The 15,093-nt window shown below is 53.3% G+C and carries 19 protein-coding genes; 10 read left to right on the forward strand and 9 right to left on the reverse strand.

Going from position 1 to position 15,093, the window contains the following annotated elements:
- Positions 1-77 precede the first annotated feature (77 nt).
- The 3 genes from dnaN to KF784_08540 are packed head-to-tail and all read right to left on the reverse strand — an operon-like array spanning position 78 to position 2,020.
- A complete protein-coding gene (dnaN, locus tag KF784_08530) occupies positions 78-1,187 on the reverse strand; it encodes a DNA polymerase III subunit beta (protein MBX3119096.1) in 1,110 nt (369 codons plus the stop codon).
- 3 nt (positions 1,188-1,190) lie between these two features.
- Entirely contained in the window at positions 1,191-1,478 is a 288-nt protein-coding gene (locus KF784_08535; GenBank protein ID MBX3119097.1) for a hypothetical protein, read from the reverse strand.
- Positions 1,475-2,020: a sigma-70 family RNA polymerase sigma factor gene (locus KF784_08540; GenBank protein ID MBX3119098.1), complete on the reverse strand. Its 546-nt coding sequence runs from the start codon at positions 2,018-2,020 to the stop codon at positions 1,475-1,477. Before KF784_08540 ends, KF784_08535 begins: the two co-directional genes overlap by 4 nt.
- A 213-nt stretch (positions 2,021-2,233) precedes the next feature.
- On the opposite strand from KF784_08540, the gene KF784_08545 reads away from it, so the two are divergent.
- Positions 2,234-2,917, forward strand: a complete 684-nt coding sequence (locus tag KF784_08545) for a two pore domain potassium channel family protein (GenBank protein ID MBX3119099.1) — start codon at positions 2,234-2,236, stop codon at positions 2,915-2,917.
- Here KF784_08545 and KF784_08550 read toward each other — a convergent pair.
- From KF784_08550 to ilvE, 3 genes are all read right to left on the reverse strand, one after another.
- Positions 2,914-3,540: a DUF4397 domain-containing protein gene (locus KF784_08550; GenBank protein ID MBX3119100.1), complete on the reverse strand. Its 627-nt coding sequence runs from the start codon at positions 3,538-3,540 to the stop codon at positions 2,914-2,916. The genes KF784_08545 and KF784_08550 overlap by 4 nt on opposite strands.
- Positions 3,541-3,667: 127 nt before the next feature.
- Positions 3,668-3,961: a hypothetical protein gene (locus KF784_08555; GenBank protein MBX3119101.1), complete on the reverse strand. Its 294-nt coding sequence runs from the start codon at positions 3,959-3,961 to the stop codon at positions 3,668-3,670.
- Between the two features lie 3 nt (positions 3,962-3,964).
- Complete coding sequence (gene ilvE / locus KF784_08560) at positions 3,965-4,837, reverse strand: branched-chain-amino-acid transaminase (protein ID MBX3119102.1); 873 nt, start codon at positions 4,835-4,837, stop codon at positions 3,965-3,967.
- Positions 4,838-5,001: 164 nt separating this feature from the next.
- On the opposite strand from ilvE, the gene KF784_08565 reads away from it, so the two are divergent.
- A complete protein-coding gene (locus tag KF784_08565; GenBank protein ID MBX3119103.1) occupies positions 5,002-6,378 on the forward strand; it encodes a VanW family protein in 1,377 nt (458 codons plus the stop codon).
- 95 nt (positions 6,379-6,473) lie between these two features.
- On the opposite strand, the gene KF784_08570 is transcribed toward KF784_08565, so the two are convergent.
- From KF784_08570 to upp, 3 genes are all read right to left on the reverse strand, one after another.
- Positions 6,474-7,013 (reverse strand): DUF1579 family protein, encoded by a 540-nt coding sequence (locus tag KF784_08570; protein ID MBX3119104.1) that lies wholly within the window; start codon positions 7,011-7,013, stop codon positions 6,474-6,476.
- 99 nt (positions 7,014-7,112) lie between these two features.
- The gene (locus KF784_08575; protein MBX3119105.1) at positions 7,113-7,427 is read right to left on the reverse strand and encodes a hypothetical protein; all 315 of its coding nucleotides are present in this window, start codon (positions 7,425-7,427) and stop codon (positions 7,113-7,115) included.
- Complete coding sequence (gene upp, locus KF784_08580) at positions 7,427-8,047, reverse strand: uracil phosphoribosyltransferase (GenBank protein MBX3119106.1); 621 nt, start codon at positions 8,045-8,047, stop codon at positions 7,427-7,429. Before upp ends, KF784_08575 begins: the two co-directional genes overlap by 1 nt.
- A gap of 118 nt (positions 8,048-8,165) precedes the next feature.
- Here upp and glmU point away from each other — a divergent pair, with 118 nt between their 5' ends.
- From glmU to KF784_08620, 8 genes are read left to right on the forward strand one after another with little or no spacing between them, the layout of a single operon-like run.
- Positions 8,166-9,551 (forward strand): bifunctional UDP-N-acetylglucosamine diphosphorylase/glucosamine-1-phosphate N-acetyltransferase GlmU, encoded by a 1,386-nt coding sequence (glmU, locus tag KF784_08585; GenBank protein MBX3119107.1) that lies wholly within the window; start codon positions 8,166-8,168, stop codon positions 9,549-9,551.
- Positions 9,524-10,513: a ribose-phosphate pyrophosphokinase gene (locus tag KF784_08590; protein MBX3119108.1), complete on the forward strand. Its 990-nt coding sequence runs from the start codon at positions 9,524-9,526 to the stop codon at positions 10,511-10,513. The genes glmU and KF784_08590 overlap by 28 nt, the downstream gene beginning before the upstream one ends.
- A 29-nt stretch (positions 10,514-10,542) precedes the next feature.
- A complete protein-coding gene (locus KF784_08595) occupies positions 10,543-11,016 on the forward strand; it encodes a hypothetical protein (protein MBX3119109.1) in 474 nt (157 codons plus the stop codon).
- Positions 11,000-11,299 (forward strand): hypothetical protein, encoded by a 300-nt coding sequence (locus KF784_08600; protein MBX3119110.1) that lies wholly within the window; start codon positions 11,000-11,002, stop codon positions 11,297-11,299. The genes KF784_08595 and KF784_08600 overlap by 17 nt, the downstream gene beginning before the upstream one ends.
- 3 nt (positions 11,300-11,302) lie before the next feature.
- Positions 11,303-12,457, forward strand: a complete 1,155-nt coding sequence (locus tag KF784_08605) for a hypothetical protein (GenBank protein ID MBX3119111.1) — start codon at positions 11,303-11,305, stop codon at positions 12,455-12,457.
- The gene (locus KF784_08610; GenBank protein ID MBX3119112.1) at positions 12,457-13,368 is read left to right on the forward strand and encodes a hypothetical protein; all 912 of its coding nucleotides are present in this window, start codon (positions 12,457-12,459) and stop codon (positions 13,366-13,368) included. Before KF784_08605 ends, KF784_08610 begins: the two co-directional genes overlap by 1 nt.
- Positions 13,368-14,327 carry a hypothetical protein gene (locus KF784_08615; GenBank protein MBX3119113.1) on the forward strand — a complete coding sequence of 320 codons (960 nt, stop codon included), beginning with the start codon at positions 13,368-13,370 and terminating at the stop codon, positions 14,325-14,327. Before KF784_08610 ends, KF784_08615 begins: the two co-directional genes overlap by 1 nt.
- On the forward strand, positions 14,324-15,091 hold the full coding sequence (locus tag KF784_08620; GenBank protein ID MBX3119114.1) for a hypothetical protein: 768 nt from the start codon (positions 14,324-14,326) through the stop codon (positions 15,089-15,091). Before KF784_08615 ends, KF784_08620 begins: the two co-directional genes overlap by 4 nt.
- The last annotated feature ends 2 nt before the right edge of the window (positions 15,092-15,093 follow it).

Consider the following 15,093-nt stretch of genomic DNA (forward strand, 5'->3'; position numbering starts at 1 on the left):
AGCCAATTCTTGACCGGTAAATAACAAAACACCGAGGGACACTTTGATCCTTCGGTGTTTCGTTGAGCTTGTATGTCTTATCCGAGCGCCATTGGCATGACGACGCAGAAGTAGCCGTCGTCGCCATCGGTAGTGCGAATCACGGCGGGCCGGGAGTTTTCAATCATTTCGATCTTCACGCCGGGACCCGGCACATGGTCAAGAGCGTCAAGGATGTACTTGCCGTTGAATGCGATCTCCAGATCGCCATTTGTGGCGATCATTTCGACCTCTTCCTTGGCTTCACCTTTCTCCTCGCTCCGTGCAGAGATAAGGATGTGAGTACCGTCGCCTTTGAACTTCACTCGGTTGGCGCTATCACGGGCCAAGATCAAACATCGACGGACGCGATCTTTAAGCTGATCGACTTCGCACTGCCATGTTCTGGTGATCTCGGAAGGGACGACACGCTCCCATGCTGGATAAGCTCCGGCGAGGAGCTGAGCGACGACTTTTGAACCGCCTGCGTCGATGCCGAGCCTGCCATCTCCAAAACGAATGGTGATGTTGTCCTCATCGGCAATCGGGAGGCTCCGGATCGCTTTCAACGCCCTGTCGGGGACAACGCAGGTGAGGTTTGATCCAATACCAGGCTGCTCCAGACGTTTTACAGCGAGTCGGTGGGTGTCGGTCGCGACAAGGGTCAGCGTAGAACCGTCGTAGATAAACTGAACTCCGGTTAGGATGGGGCGGTGCTGATCGGCGGATACGGCAAAGTCTACAGACTCGATCGCGGCCCTTAGGGTGCCCATGTTCATGGTCAATTCACCGTCGCCACCATAGGCCGGGGGTTCCGGATAATCTACGGCGTCTTGGGTGAGCACACGGTATTCGGACGCACCTTGCTGAAGGAGCATTCCGTGATGGTCCAGGATGGAAAGCTGTACGTCGCCATCTGGTAGGGAACTGACCAGATCGCTCAGCAGGCGCGCTTGCACACAAGCGGCTCCGGGAGTGTGGACCATGCAAGCCAACTCGCGCTCGATCCACATCTCGCCATCGCATCCAAGAACGCGTAACCCTCCGTCATGAGCCTCAAGTTTGAGGTTCTGGAGAATCATAGTCGGCGAATTCGACCTAGTGGCCGCACTGGTGAGGCTCAGGGCCTCTGATAGTTCACGACGTGGACAATCGAGCTTCATACTCATCGTTTACCCCTGTATCGGGAGATAGTACTGTAAGTACTCCGGGGTGGGGGACTTCGGTTGAACGTCTACACCTCGGGTGTAGAGTTTGATCAGGATGCGCTGGTACGACTCTTCAGTCATCTCTGGCGCTGGTTCATTGTGCAGAAGGTCAACCGTTCTTTTCATGGCTTTCATTTCTGCTCTTAGCTCCGGGTCTTCGGCTGCGGCTTTGAAAAGCTCAGCCTCCAACTCTTCCGGAAGCTCGTCACCAGCGTAGAGATCCACCAGTTTGCGATAGAACTCTGTGCTCATCTTAATTTCTCCAATGCTCCTCCGAGTTTATCCTTGAGCGCCCTTCTTCCTCGGTATAGCCTTGATTTTAACGCAGGAACGCTGATATCCAAAAGGTCAGCAGCTTCTCGCGCAGGCATATCTTCGAGATCGCAGAGGACCAAGGGTTCTCGGTACTCCACAGGGAGCTCGGCAAGAGCTTGATGAACGGTGATCCTGAGCGTTGCGCGATCTTCAGAGCCTGAATCGTGCGCATCGTTCGGCAGTTCGATCAGCTTGTGCTGTCTTAGCCGGTCAATGCACAGATTTCTCGCTATGCGAAACAACCAGGTCCGAAAAGCGCCATCAGCGCGCAGTTCATTTGACTTCTTGAGCACTCTCAAGAAAGTCTCCGCCGTTGCATCCTCCGCGTCGGTACGATTCCCCAACATGCGATAGGTGTAGCGAAAAATTCGATCTCCATACACTTCGTATAGAGCCCCCAAGGCCGTGGGATCACCCTTGGCCAAGGCCGCTAACCAGCGCCTTTCGGCTATCGTGTCTCGACTTGCGTTCTCTTGCATGGAATGGACGAGTGCGTCTTTCGAAAAGATGCGGGCGCCTAGCGATTCAGGCAAAATTGCATTTTTCGTGACGCACGAGCTTTAGAGTTGTGAGCTATGAGGGTCCCCCCACCGCTCGGGTTAATTTACCAGGAATCCGAATCTGAATGAACTTGGGTTTTCCACACTCGGGCCGTTTAGGTGAGGCAAGAGTGGGTTAGAATAGCGGCGGCGATGGGCTGGAAGCCGTATACCGAGATTAAACTTTCTCAGCGGGGGTGGATAACTCCTGCAATTGGGCATGTCCTAACGGCGGCAACATACCCAAGCTTGCTGCTGAAACGTGGTTTTATGGGCCTTGGTCGAGCCCTCGGAATGCCAGACAATGTTCTCAAGCCGGCGATGACAGACGCCATGGTGTTTACACTGCTTGTGGCAACTGGGGCCTGCACATGGTGGGTCGAGACTCATCCAGCAGGATCGACCTTTTCGCAGATAGCGCTTTGGTATGCCGTCTGGCGGATTGTGGACATCGTGTGTACGGCGGGGCGGATCGTCCTCTTCGACCCATACAAGACGCATTACACATCCGAATACAAGATCAGCTCCACAGTGAGAAGCATCATCTTGGGCTTCATCAACTACTTAGAACTCATTTTTGCTTTTGCGATCGTTTACCAAATCAACAGGAATCTCATCGGTCCGCCCTGGGCGAGCAAGGACACGCTTTCTTCCCTATATCTCAGCGCGGTGACTCAGCTCACGGTTGGGTACGGAGATCTCAGGCCGACCGGTGTACTCCGTCTTATAGCCAGCCTACAGGCGTTTTTTGGCCTTGCGTTGTTGAGCCTGTTCGTGGCGAGGTTTATCTCGCTGCTGCGTCCAATCTCATCTCTCGATGAAGATGATGAGGATTAGGGCCGGGTTTCCAATTCGATAAAGGTGACTTTGGGGGTGAAGTCACCGGTGCCGTTCTCCTGTCCCAGGATGAATACTGCATAGGTCTTCCCGGGGAGAAGGTTATGAGTGGCCGTCACGATGATGTTTTCGGTACCCGATGTCCGAACTTCAAAGTTCTGTACGCCTGACGTGATGTTCGCTGTCTTTGCGGCTGCAAAGGCGATTTCGGAAACCTTAAATTGTGGGTTGCTGCCCGGATTCTGAAAATCAACTTCGGGGGTTTCAAATCCAGTTTCTCGGTTATAGCCGTGGAAAATGACGAGGCGTGAAACGTTGCCGTTGATGAACTTTCGGTTTACTTCCTGAACCACAAGCCTGAGACGCTTCAAAGGTTCACTGCCGTAGTTTTCCAACCCTAGCGCGGCGATGATGTAATCCTTGTCCTTCACAAAGGTGAAAAGCAGGGCATCAAGCTGATCCTGAACTCCAGCAGAATTCAAGATTACGTCGAGTTCGTCGGGTTTAACTTCCTCGAACGCGGGGGTGGCGGTATCAAATGAGATCGAGGGAGCTTTGTTATCGTCGTTGAGCCAGAAATCAAGCGGCCCAGAATCGGAACTACCGTTGAAGAAGCGAGCCATGGGGTCTGGAGTTCCTGACCCGCCGGACGCACCGCCACAACTGGCAATCGCGAAAAGTGAAGAGATAAATAGAGCCGCTAAGCACCAACCACGCATTCTTTGAGTCTCCTGAGCCTATATACGATACCTAACTGGAGCCAGGCCCGCTATCTTTGGACGACTTACCCGCCCGGAATGATCGCAGAATCGGCGCATCCAGGGATTCATAACAGAGTGGACAGCCTACGCGTTCGGTCTCTTCGACCTTTTGCGAGGTCCAGCCACATGATGGACAAACGTTTGCCAACCGCCTTGGTGGACGCATTGCCAGCAAGGAAGTTGTCAGCGACAGTTCGGGATGCTTTGCCCGTAACTCGTCGGCTGACAGAGCTTCGGACTCGCCATCACGGGTGAGCAAGAAAGGTTTTTTCGATCTACTCATGGATCAGAACGGTGTTCCGTCAAGAATAGCTTCCTGGAAAAGCTCCATCATCCTTTGGGTGATGGGTCCTGGCTTACCACAACCGATCTTATTTCCATCAAGGCTCACCATCGGCATGACTTCGGTTGCGGTGCCGGTAAAGAACGCTTCGTCGGCAGCATAGAAGTCCATCGGTGACAGGAAATCTTCGACGACCGTTATGCCGTCTTTCCGTGCCATCTCGATAACCGAGTTACGCGTGATGCCTTGCAAGATTCCACAAGAAGGATGCGGGGTATGCACAGTCCCATTTCGGGCGATGAAGATGTTGTTGCCTGTGCCCTCTGCGACTTGGCCCTGATGGTTCAGCAGCAGCGCGTCGCCCGCGCCGATGCGGTTGGCATACTGCTTTGCCAGGATGTTGGAGGCATAGCGACCGATGCATTTTAGGCGAGGATCAAGGCTGTCCGGTGGAATGACCCGGAACGGAGAGGTCATTACCGTGAGGCCCGTCTCGTAACGTTCGCGTGGGTAGAGCGCGAGTGTGGAGACCATCACCATCACACTTGGAGGGGTTTCGACCGCTTTGGGGTCGAGCCCAAGTCCGTAGCCCCGAGTTACATTCAGGCGGATATAGCCATCCACAAGGTCAGCCTGCTTACAGGTATCCAGCACGATCTCTGTGAGCTGCTCTCGTGAGATGTGCATGTTATAGCCGAGATATCCAATCCCGTGATACAAGCGCTCCATGTGCTCGTGGAACTTAAAAATCTTGCGTCCGTAGAACCGGATTCCCTCAAAGAGCCCGTCGCCGTAAAGATGCGCATGGTCCGAAACATGCGTCTTTGCATCTTCGAGCGGCGTCACTTCACCGTTTAACCAAACAAGCTTAGGCATGGGTGAAGTGTACCGAAACCGCTTTCCTGTCGGCAGGGTCACGGTTTTTGCAAAGAAGTGGATAAAAGTGCCTAATTTGCCAACACTCTTTGGTAGACAACGGTCATACAATATAGGTTCAAGGATTGTTGCCGAAAAGGATTGCGTTTTTTGAGATGTCAAGGATGAAAAAATTTCTATTGGGAGCTTTGGTTTGTGTGCTCGTTGTTGGCGGCTCGCTAACCGTCATGGCCTTTCGGTTTGAAGAGGTCATTAGGCCGAACACGTACGTCGGAATCGTAGCCGTTGGCGGATTGTCGAAGCAGGCTGCGGCAAAGAAGCTGCGAGTTTGGTGGGAGACCGAGAAGCTACGCGAATTGTCTGTGCGAGTCGACGGATCGAAGAAAGAGCCGATGAATGTTCGGCTCTCGAAGCTAGGGATCAAGCTTGACGACCAAGCGAGCGTTGCCGAGTTACCACTCGACACGTTTGGTGATTCTCTCAAACGAAAAATCCAGAGTACCGACGAACCCAAGCAAGAGTTTGACGTTAAGTTTGTAAAGATCGACGGGGACTTTGAGACTCTGACGCAATATGTCCAGAAGGCTATTGGCGATCCGAGGCCAGCTCGTGTCACTTTTGCAGAGGGCATCATCACTCGTGAGCCCGAAGTCAGCGGCTATGAGTTGAATGAAACTGCGCTGCATGATGTCGTCGTCGAGGCTCTCAAGGGTGACGGCGCGGTCGTCTTACCGATTGAAGAGGCGCCGAAAAGGGTGCCCGATGATCAGCTATCCCAGATCACTGAGGTCATGGCAGAATTCTCGACGAAGTTTCCTACAAGCCAGGTCTCTCGTTGTGGCAACCTCAAACTCGCCTCGTCGAAGCTTGACGGGACGATCCTCATGCCGGGAGAAACATTCAGCTTTAACGACACAGTTGGACAGCGCACGCTCAAGGCTGGATACAAGCTCGCCGGCGTCTATGTAAATGGACGGCATGACACTGGAATTGGGGGTGGCATTTGCCAAGTGAGCACCACACTCTACAACGCGGTTCTCTTTAGCAACCTCAAGATCGTTGAGCGGACCAACCATTCTATGCCGGTGGCTTATGTTCCGGTTGGTAGGGATGCGACCGTCGATTGGGGCACGAAAGACTTTCGCTTCCAGAACACCCTGTCGTATCCGATTGCGATCTCAAGCTCGTATGCACCAGGAAAGTTGACATTCAGGGTCCTTGGACAAAAGGATCATTCGCTCGAAATCAAGATTGTGGGCGAAGGTCACAAATCTTGGAGCCGTGGGGTGAAGTACGTCGATGACGCAACCGTACCGGCAGGAACCGAGAAAGTGATTGAAAAGGGAAGCGCTGGACACCAGATCGTCATGTACCGAATTCTTCTTCGTGACGGCGTACAAATTGAGAAGCAGAAGCTTGGCACAAGCTATTACGGTGGCGGTGTGAAGATCATCGCAAGAAACGAGAAGGCCGTCGTCCCGAAGAGCACAACAGCTGGGGCGGTCGCAGGCTCTGTGAACCCCTCTGAAGATGAAGATTAAACTCTATCGTTGGACTTGCGGTCAGCCCGATGGCAAAACAGCCTCCTCACCAAGTGAGGGGGCTGTTTTTGTTTGACCACATCTCAGAGTAGTTCTTACTTGCTGACTTTCGTCATTGTTCCTTTCATCATCGGAGCCCAATCGTTCCCCATTTTCATTTCCAGCAGGAAGTCGATTTTGGTTGCACTCACTTTTGTGTACCAAGCTCTCATGACGATCGGCTCGGGCATTCCGGGCACGGCGGTTGGCTTGCTGACCATTCGCAAGGTTGCGCCCATAAAGTTGCCGCGCATCTCCATCGCACCGGGAGCTGTTGAATCGAACCAATAGCCGAAATACTCTTTGGTCTCGGGATCGTAGGAGGCCATATGCATCCCCGACATCTCCGGCATACCTTTGCCCGAGTAGGTGTGATCGCTCTGCACGTACCGACCGCCTACAGCTTTCTTGGTGACGATGGTGCCCTTCATGGACATCTCCATGCCCTCCATATAAGAGGTGTAGGATCCGGTCCACTTGCCTAGCATGAAGTCAAGCTTCGACACCTCTTTGGGTGGTGACATGTCCATCATATGGTCTTGAGCTGAGACCAAAACGGACGTGAACAATACAAGAATTCCAATCAGTTTCTTCATAACTTCTCCCGACGCTCGCTGTACGTCTTGGGTGAATCATATCATGCTGAGGATTCCCACGCTTCTCGAAAGTTGCGAAGATTGTACTGATGTGCACTCTTAATGACCTGTGCCAGCGCGAAGCGTGATGATTTGCCAACCGTAGAGCAATGCATAAAACCCTACGGCCACCCAGGTCCCTTGCTCGGCGGTTTTGGGCTTGGTGGTCCGCACCCACTCAAGGATGAGGATTGGGCCGATGAGCAGTACCAGCTTTCCGACAGCGAAGGCTACAAATCCGTAATTGAGAAGCCAGGCGAAGAGAGGATTGCCTTCGCGCATTCCCACCATAACGAGCATGATCGTCGTCAGCAAGTCGAACGTTGCGATTGTGCAGAGCACCGTTGTACTGAGTTGAGCGCGTCGGTTTAGCATTACATTGTTCCGTAGAGTCTATCGCCAAAGTCTCCGAGTCCAGGAAGAATATATTTCAAGTCGTTCAGGTCACGGTCGAGTGCGGCGGAGTAGATCGGAACTTCCGGGTGATCTGTAGAAAGTTTCTCTATCCCTTGGGGAGCTGCGACGACACAAACCATGACGATTTTCGCGCCTCCGTTGGCTTTAATGAGGGAAATGGCTTGGGAAGCGGAGCCGCCGGTTGCGAGCATCGGATCGAGGCAAAGGACCGTTCTGTGAGCAAGGCTAGGAAGCTTGCAGTAATAGCTGTGGGCGATGGCAGTTGCATCGCTGCGTTCCAAGCCTATATATCCAACCGCGACATCGGGGAAAAGATCAACGACTGGTTCGAGCATGCTTAGCCCAGCACGCAAGATTGGAATTGCGGCAAGGCCTCCACATAGTTGCGAGCCCATATGGTTTTCGAGAGGAGTGACGATTGTTTTGGTCTGTGTGTCAAGCGAACGAGTTGCCTCTAAGACAAGCAGCGTCGTGAGAATCCGGCTATACCGGCGAAAGAATGCCGGGTCAGTATCCTTGTCTCTCAAGCAGGTCAGGAGATGCTGAGCAAGCGGATGATCGACCAGATGCAGGGCCATGTTTTAGATTTTTACCGAAGACGGGGCCAAACCGGTGCGTTTTCAAGCCAAGAAGAGGCCAATCGTGATAAAACTGTAGGGACCGTTAAGTTTTCGTCAAGGTCAGGTCACCGAATCTATGCCAAGCAACGCGCTAGCCGCTATCGTTCTCGCCGCAGGGAAGGGAACTCGGATGAAGTCCGAGCTTCCGAAAGGGCTCTTTCCAATCTGTGGACAGCCCATGGCGAAGCTTGTTGGTGAAACTTTGAAAAGCGCTGGGGCTGAGCGGGTGGTGGTAGTGGTCGGGCATGGTGGCGATCTGATGATCGAAGCCCTCGGCGACGGCTTTGAGTATGTTTGGCAACGCGAACAGAACGGGACGGGACACGCCGCGCTGATGGCGGAGTCGGCGCTGGGCACATTTGAAGGGCCCGTGGTAATTTGTGCTGCCGATACTCCTCTGCTCGACGAGGCTACGCTTAGAGCGCTTGTCGAGGAGCATCGCGAGGCTCATGCGGACCTTACCATGGCAACCGCTCATCTCCCGGATCCTTCAGGTTACGGACGCGTTGTCCGCGATGTTCATAATCGCGCCACGAAGATCGTTGAGGAGAAAGATGCCAATCCTAAAATCAAGGCGATCAAAGAGGTCAACAGCGGCCTTTACTGTGTCAATGCTTCGATTCTGTTTAGGCTCTTATCGACGCTCAGCAACAAAAACGCCCAGGGTGAGTACTACCTGACGGACATCGTTGAGGCTGTTTTTGAGTCTGGTGGCAGGGTTGAGACGAGGAGTTTCCCACCATCGATTCTCCTTGGAGTGAACGATCGTTGGCAGTTGGCAGAAGCTGAAGAGTCTTATCGGAAACAAGTCATCCGGAGACATTGTCTGAACGGAGTTACCGTGGTGGACCCCAACACCACATACATCTCTGCGAACGCTCAGATAGGGGCGGAAACTGTGATCTTTCCGATGACACATATCCTCGGAGCGAGTGTTATTGGTGAATCTTGTGAGATCGGTCCGTCAACGATGATAAAAGACAGCACCGTTGGCGTTGGCTGCACCGTCTTGATGAGCCATATGAACCGTGCCAAGCTCGGAAATGATGTCCGAGTTGGCCCGTACTCGAACATCAGGCCGGGGACATCGCTGGGTGATGGCGTTAAGGTGGGAAATTTCGTCGAGATCAAGAATGCAGAGCTTGGGGGGAGGGCTTCTGTGTCGCATTTGACCTATATCGGCGATGCCACGATTGGCTCGGAGACCAATATTGGAGCCGGAACGATCACCTGCAACTACGATGGTTATAAAAAATATCGAACAACCATAGGCGAGGGGGCCTTTATTGGGTCAAACTCTACACTTATCGCCCCCGTTGCCATTGGTGATGGGGCAATCATTGCCGCGGGCAGTGTGATCAACGAAGACGTTCCTGCAGACGCGCTGGGCTTAGGCCGGGCGCGGCAGGAGGTGAAGGAAGAATGGGCACAAAAATGGCGGAAGCGCAAACAAACGGACTGAGCACGTCGGAACTTTCCGGAATGAAGATTTTCTCTGGGAACGCCCATCGCGACCTTGCCAATAAGGTCGCCGATTACCTGAGCGTCGATCTCGGGCACATCACATCCACACGTTTTAGTGACGGCGAACTGCGGGTTATGGTGAATGAAAGCGCGAGAGGCAACGACGTCTTTATCCTCCAGCCAACCTGCTCACCCGTGAACGATACGATCATGGAGCTTGTCATCATGCTCGACGCATTCCGTCGTGCATCGGCGAGCAGGATTACGGTGGTTATGCCGTACTTTGGATACGCCCGCCAGGACAAGAAGATCAAGCCCCGCGAACCGATCACAGCACGTCTGATCTCCGACCTGATCCAAGTTGCAGGAGCCCATCGAATCGTTTGTATGGATTTGCACGCCGAGCAGATTCAGGGTTTCTTCGATATCCCAGTTGACCATCTGTATTGCGGCCCGATCATCGGTCAGTACATGATTGAGCACGGTTATCAAGAGCAGGATATCGTCGTCGTCAGCCCGGACGTGGGCGGTGTTTCGCGAGCCCGAGCGCTTGCTGAAATGCTTCATTCCCCCTTGGCCATCATTGCAAAGAGACGTCCCGAGCCTAACAAAGTGGACATCGTCGAGATCATTGGTGATGTTGAAGGCAAGAAGTGCGTAATGATTGACGACATGATCGACACCGGCGGATCGGTCGTTCAGGGTGCGGAAGCCTTGATGAAGCGCGGCGCAAAAGATGTCGTCGTATGTTGCACACACCCGGTTTTGAGCGGCAACGCCTCGCAGCGATTGCAGGACAGCATCATTAGTGAGCTGATCTGCATGGACACCATTCCAATTCCTGCCGAGAAAGAGTTTCCAAAGCTGACCGTTCTTGAATCAGCGCCCCTTATCGGTGAAGCGATCCGAAGGATTCACCACAACGTTTCGATTAGCACACTCTTCAAGGACTGGCGTTAAAGAGACGCAGTTAGGGAGATTCTTCGCCTATGACCCAAGCCGAACACACGTCCGACAACACGCGTTCTGAAGCTACTGCTTCGGGGAATGCGTTTGTGTGGGAGATTCGGCTTCACAAAAAGCAACCCCAGAAGTTCTGGGTGGTACTGACAGCTGCTCTTTTTGCGGGCCTGGTCGGTATCTTTCTGCTGCAAAGCCTCGTCATGGGGGTGATCGGGTTTGTTGCGATCATGCTGGCGACCGCCGATTTTTGGATGCCAATCAAGTATCGGATAGATGATCACCGCGCTTCGGCAAGAGTCGGGTTGAGCACGACCGCGATGGAGTGGAGCGCAGTGAAGCGGGTTCTGGCATCGGATTTGGGTGTTAAACTATCGCCTTTGGAGAAGGAATCGAAACTGAGCCAGTTTCGTGGTGTCTTTTTGCGATTCGATGGGAACAAGGAAGACGTCCTAAACGCAATAACTCAACGATGGAGCGGAGAAATTGGACTTTTGGACTGAGGAAGTAAGCGACGAAAAGGTTCAGGAGCTTGTAAGCAAGGCGGCTCATGAGATCAAGAAGCGCCATATGGAAGCGCCAGCTATTCTATTTTTGGAGATGAACAGGCCGCTGTCGAATATTGCGGCACAGACTTCCATCGTTTTTTCACCTTTCCTCGTCCCTCTCATAGGATTTGAGAATCTGGACAACTATAGTCAAGTGTTTTCCAAGCGCGAGAACGTGGAGCTGCTGATCCAAGAACTGGAGAAGAAGCCCGCGCCCGCGGAAGGAGTTAGTCAGTAAGTCATGCAATACCTCAGCACAGGTTGGTTTGGAATCCTTATCGTGCTGTCGATCGCGGCGTTTATTCTCGTGAATATCGCCCGTTCGAAGCGCGGGAAAGATCTGTTCATACGCCGTATTTCCGGATTGAACGCTATTGAGGAAGCTGTTGGACGTGCCACTGAGATGGGTCGCCCCGTCCTGATGGTGCCTGGTTTGGGAGACCTCAACGCGAACTCGATGCAAGCGCTCAACATCTTCGCTCACGTCACAAAGATGGCGGCAAGATTCGCAACCCCAATTCGGGTGTGTTGCGCGGTGCCTCCAGTCTTTACGGTGGCGCAAGAGATCGTCAGAGACGTTTATCAGCGCGAGGGCATGATGGATCGCTACGATCCAGATTCGGTGCGCTTCTTGAGCGACAGGCAGTTCGCCTTTGCGGCGGCAGTTTCAGGAATTATCAATCGTGAAAAAACAGCGGCAACGTTCTTCCTGGGTGAGTTCTTCGCTGAATCGCTGATCTTTGCCGAATCGGCAAATGCGATTGGCGCGATCCAGATCGCTGGCTCCACGCAGAACACACAGACGCCGTTCTTTATCGCGGCTTGTGACTACGTTCTTATTGCGGACGAGTTCTATGCGGCAAGCGCGTACCTGACCCGAGAGCCGGTCCTTGTGGGAAGTTTAATCGGTCAAGACTGGGGCAAGTTAACGCTCATGGCGATGATCATCATCGGCGCGTTCGTAAACACAGCTCAGTTGAACACGACTATCCAATACAAGGTGACACCCGATTACACCCGGGTCACGGACGATGCGCACAAAATGCGCAAGGGCGAAACGACGGTCAAGATGCTTTTTAACCCTGCCACGATCGTCAAGGGCCAGCCCGTTTCTGGGGAAAAGAAGTACGCCTCGATTGAGGACTATGCAAGGCTGAGAGCGACTGAGATTCCTGGAGCGACCACCCCGGTTGCCGGAGGTGAGGACGCAGTCGCAGATGTCACTGGAGTGTGGCATTCATGGACCGTTTCAGAGGGGGTATACACACGAGTTTATGAGGACCTGGTGGTCACAGACGCTGAGACGGGCGAGGTGAGTGTGATTCGAGAATATAAGTCAAGACTTCAGGAGATTCCCGAACCGGCACCCGCTGAAGCCGCAGGAGGCGCCAATTGATGTACTTTGGACAAGCACTTAATATGTGGAACGCGCCTGCGGGCAGTTCGGCGCTGTGGCTGAAAACTGCGATGGGCCTGGCTATAGGAGTCGCTCTGATCTTTGCCTTGATCAAAGCGCCAACCCGAGCCCGCGGTCCAATCACAGCCGCGTTCATATTTGTTGCGGGCGCTTTCTGGGTTGTGGCTTTTCTTTGGCCTAAACCCGCATTCAGAGGCCCGAATGACTTGCCTGATGGATTCGTTGAAAACGTTGGCTTTTGGATCAGCGACGCGGTTCCGATCGTCAACGACTTCACGAACATTCTTGTGGCGTTTATCCTTGGTCTGGGAATCTTCTCCCTTGCGAGGATTCACGTTCGGCGGCTGTTCAAGATGCAGCCTGACTGGCCATACAGTCTTGTTCTGCTGATTTCGATGATCGCGATGATCGGTTTCGGTTATGCGACGTTCTACATGACGATGGACATGTACACGCAGAATGCGCCAGCAACGTTCGATATCACGACGACGTTGGCCTATGCGGGTAAAGACTTCCTTTTCGACGGCATGCTGCAAGAGATGGAAGCAGGCATGTTCTCTATCATCGCCTTCTTTATTCTTAGCGCGGCTTATCGAGCCTTTAGAATCCGTTCGATAGAATCGACGATTCTTCTCGCTGCCGCCTTGCTGATGATCCTCTCGCTCCTTGGAGCGCTTGTGATGGGTATCGACAATGGAATCAACAGCGCAACGGGAGGCGACGTCAACAACTTCTTAAACAACTTAAAACTTTCCGCGCTCTCAGGATGGGTGAGGGATAACATCCAAACCCCGAGTATCCGGGCGATGGACTTCGGCATTGGCCTTGGAACGCTTGCGATGGGCTTGCGACTGTGGCTTAGCCTTGAAAAAACTGGAGGGACGAGCTAATGGCTGAAGAACAGACCACTCCCAAAGTGAGCTTCGTTGAAAAGATGACGATGATTCCTCGTCAGTGGCTATATGCGACGTTGATCGTTCTGGCCTCGATTCCGCTCTTCTTCCCAACGGAGATTCCAATCACAGCTACGCCGAGCACGGCATCGCTCTATCGGGTGCTGATGAAGCTGCCCGAGGGTTCGTCGATTATTCTGCAGTCTGACTTTACTAAGTCGACTCGCGGCGAGAGCATGGGTCAGCTTGAAGCGGTCCTTCGGATCCTGATGGAGCGAAAAATCAAATTTGCTCTTATCAGCGTGGCAGACCCTCAGGCTCCTCAGGTCGCTCGTGACGTCATCAAGCGGATCAACGCTGAGCGAGGAGCCCTGGAGAAAACGGAGTACAAGAAGTGGGAAGACTGGGTGGATCTCGGCTACTTCCCGAGCGGCGAAGCCCTTGCGAAAGCGATGGCAAACAACGTTCGTACGGCTTGGAACGGTCGAACAGACTTAGATCCAAACAATGTTCGTCGTCCCGTCTTTGAATCGCCGGTGCTATCCCATATCAAGGGAGTAGGAGACTTTCCGCTTCTTCTGAACCTTACGGGCTCGAAGACGATTGATATCATCAACGAACGTCTTGGTGACAAGGTGACGGTCGCCGCAACGGTTACGGGAGTTATGGGCCCTGAGAGCCTGAACTATTACAAGTCGAATCAAGTGAAGGGGCTTGCGATTGGGTTGGCTGGTGTCGTGGAACTCGAAGCAATGATGGTGAAAGGCATCGATCCCAACGGAGCCAACGGGGCGATGACCGTGCCCGGTGATCCCGCGCCGCCTTTGCCAGGAGCGGGATATGCCAGGGGAATGAGCTATTACGGCTCGCTCCACACGGCGATGATTCTGATGGTCTTAGCCGTTATAGTTGGCAACGTCGGTATGTTTTTGACTAAGAGAGGGGCACGCAAGTGATCAGCTACACCTTTATCAAACTGACTGTTGGCGTGCTTTGCACTTTTGGCCTGTACAGCATTCTCTACCGAGAGAACAAGTTCTACAGGACGGTTGAGCACATCTTCCTTGGCCTGGCTGGAGGCTGGGGCGCGGTCGCCCTCTTTGCAGAGACGCTTAAGGCGACTTGGTACGACAAGATGACCGGGAAGATCGTGAGCGAGGGGAACGAGGCGATGCCAGGATATTGGGCATATGCACTCCTGCTGCCTCTCGGCATCATGGCGTATTTCGTTGTCAGCAAGAAGAACAACTGGATCAGCCGCATCCCGGTGGGAGTTATCCTCGGTCTTTGGGCTGGCCAGCAACTTGATGCTTGGATCACGCGCTATAAGCCACAGATCGAAGACTCGCTCAAGCCGATTGTGCCGACCGCGTGGGATTCGCTGACAATGCCGATTGCTCCATCCTCTGCAAGTGCAGCGGATGCTGCTCGAATCACGCAACACGCCGCCGAGAATGTATTCCTCAGCCAAGCGGTCAACAACATCATCTTCCTCATCACGCTCCTAAGCGTCATGAGCTACTTCTTGTTCAGCTTTGACATCAAGAACAAGATGATGGTGAAGACAACCGTTCTGGGGCGCTGGCTGTTGATGGTTGGATTCGGCGCGATCTTCGGATCGACCGTTATGACCCGCTTCGCCCTCCTGATCGACCGCATGTACTTCGTGTGGATCGAGTGGTTCCGCGATTCGCTGCTGCGAATCTTTACGGGAGGCTAAGA

Source organism: Fimbriimonadaceae bacterium, from assembly GCA_019638775.1.
GTDB lineage: Bacteria > Armatimonadota > Fimbriimonadia > Fimbriimonadales > Fimbriimonadaceae > JAHBTD01.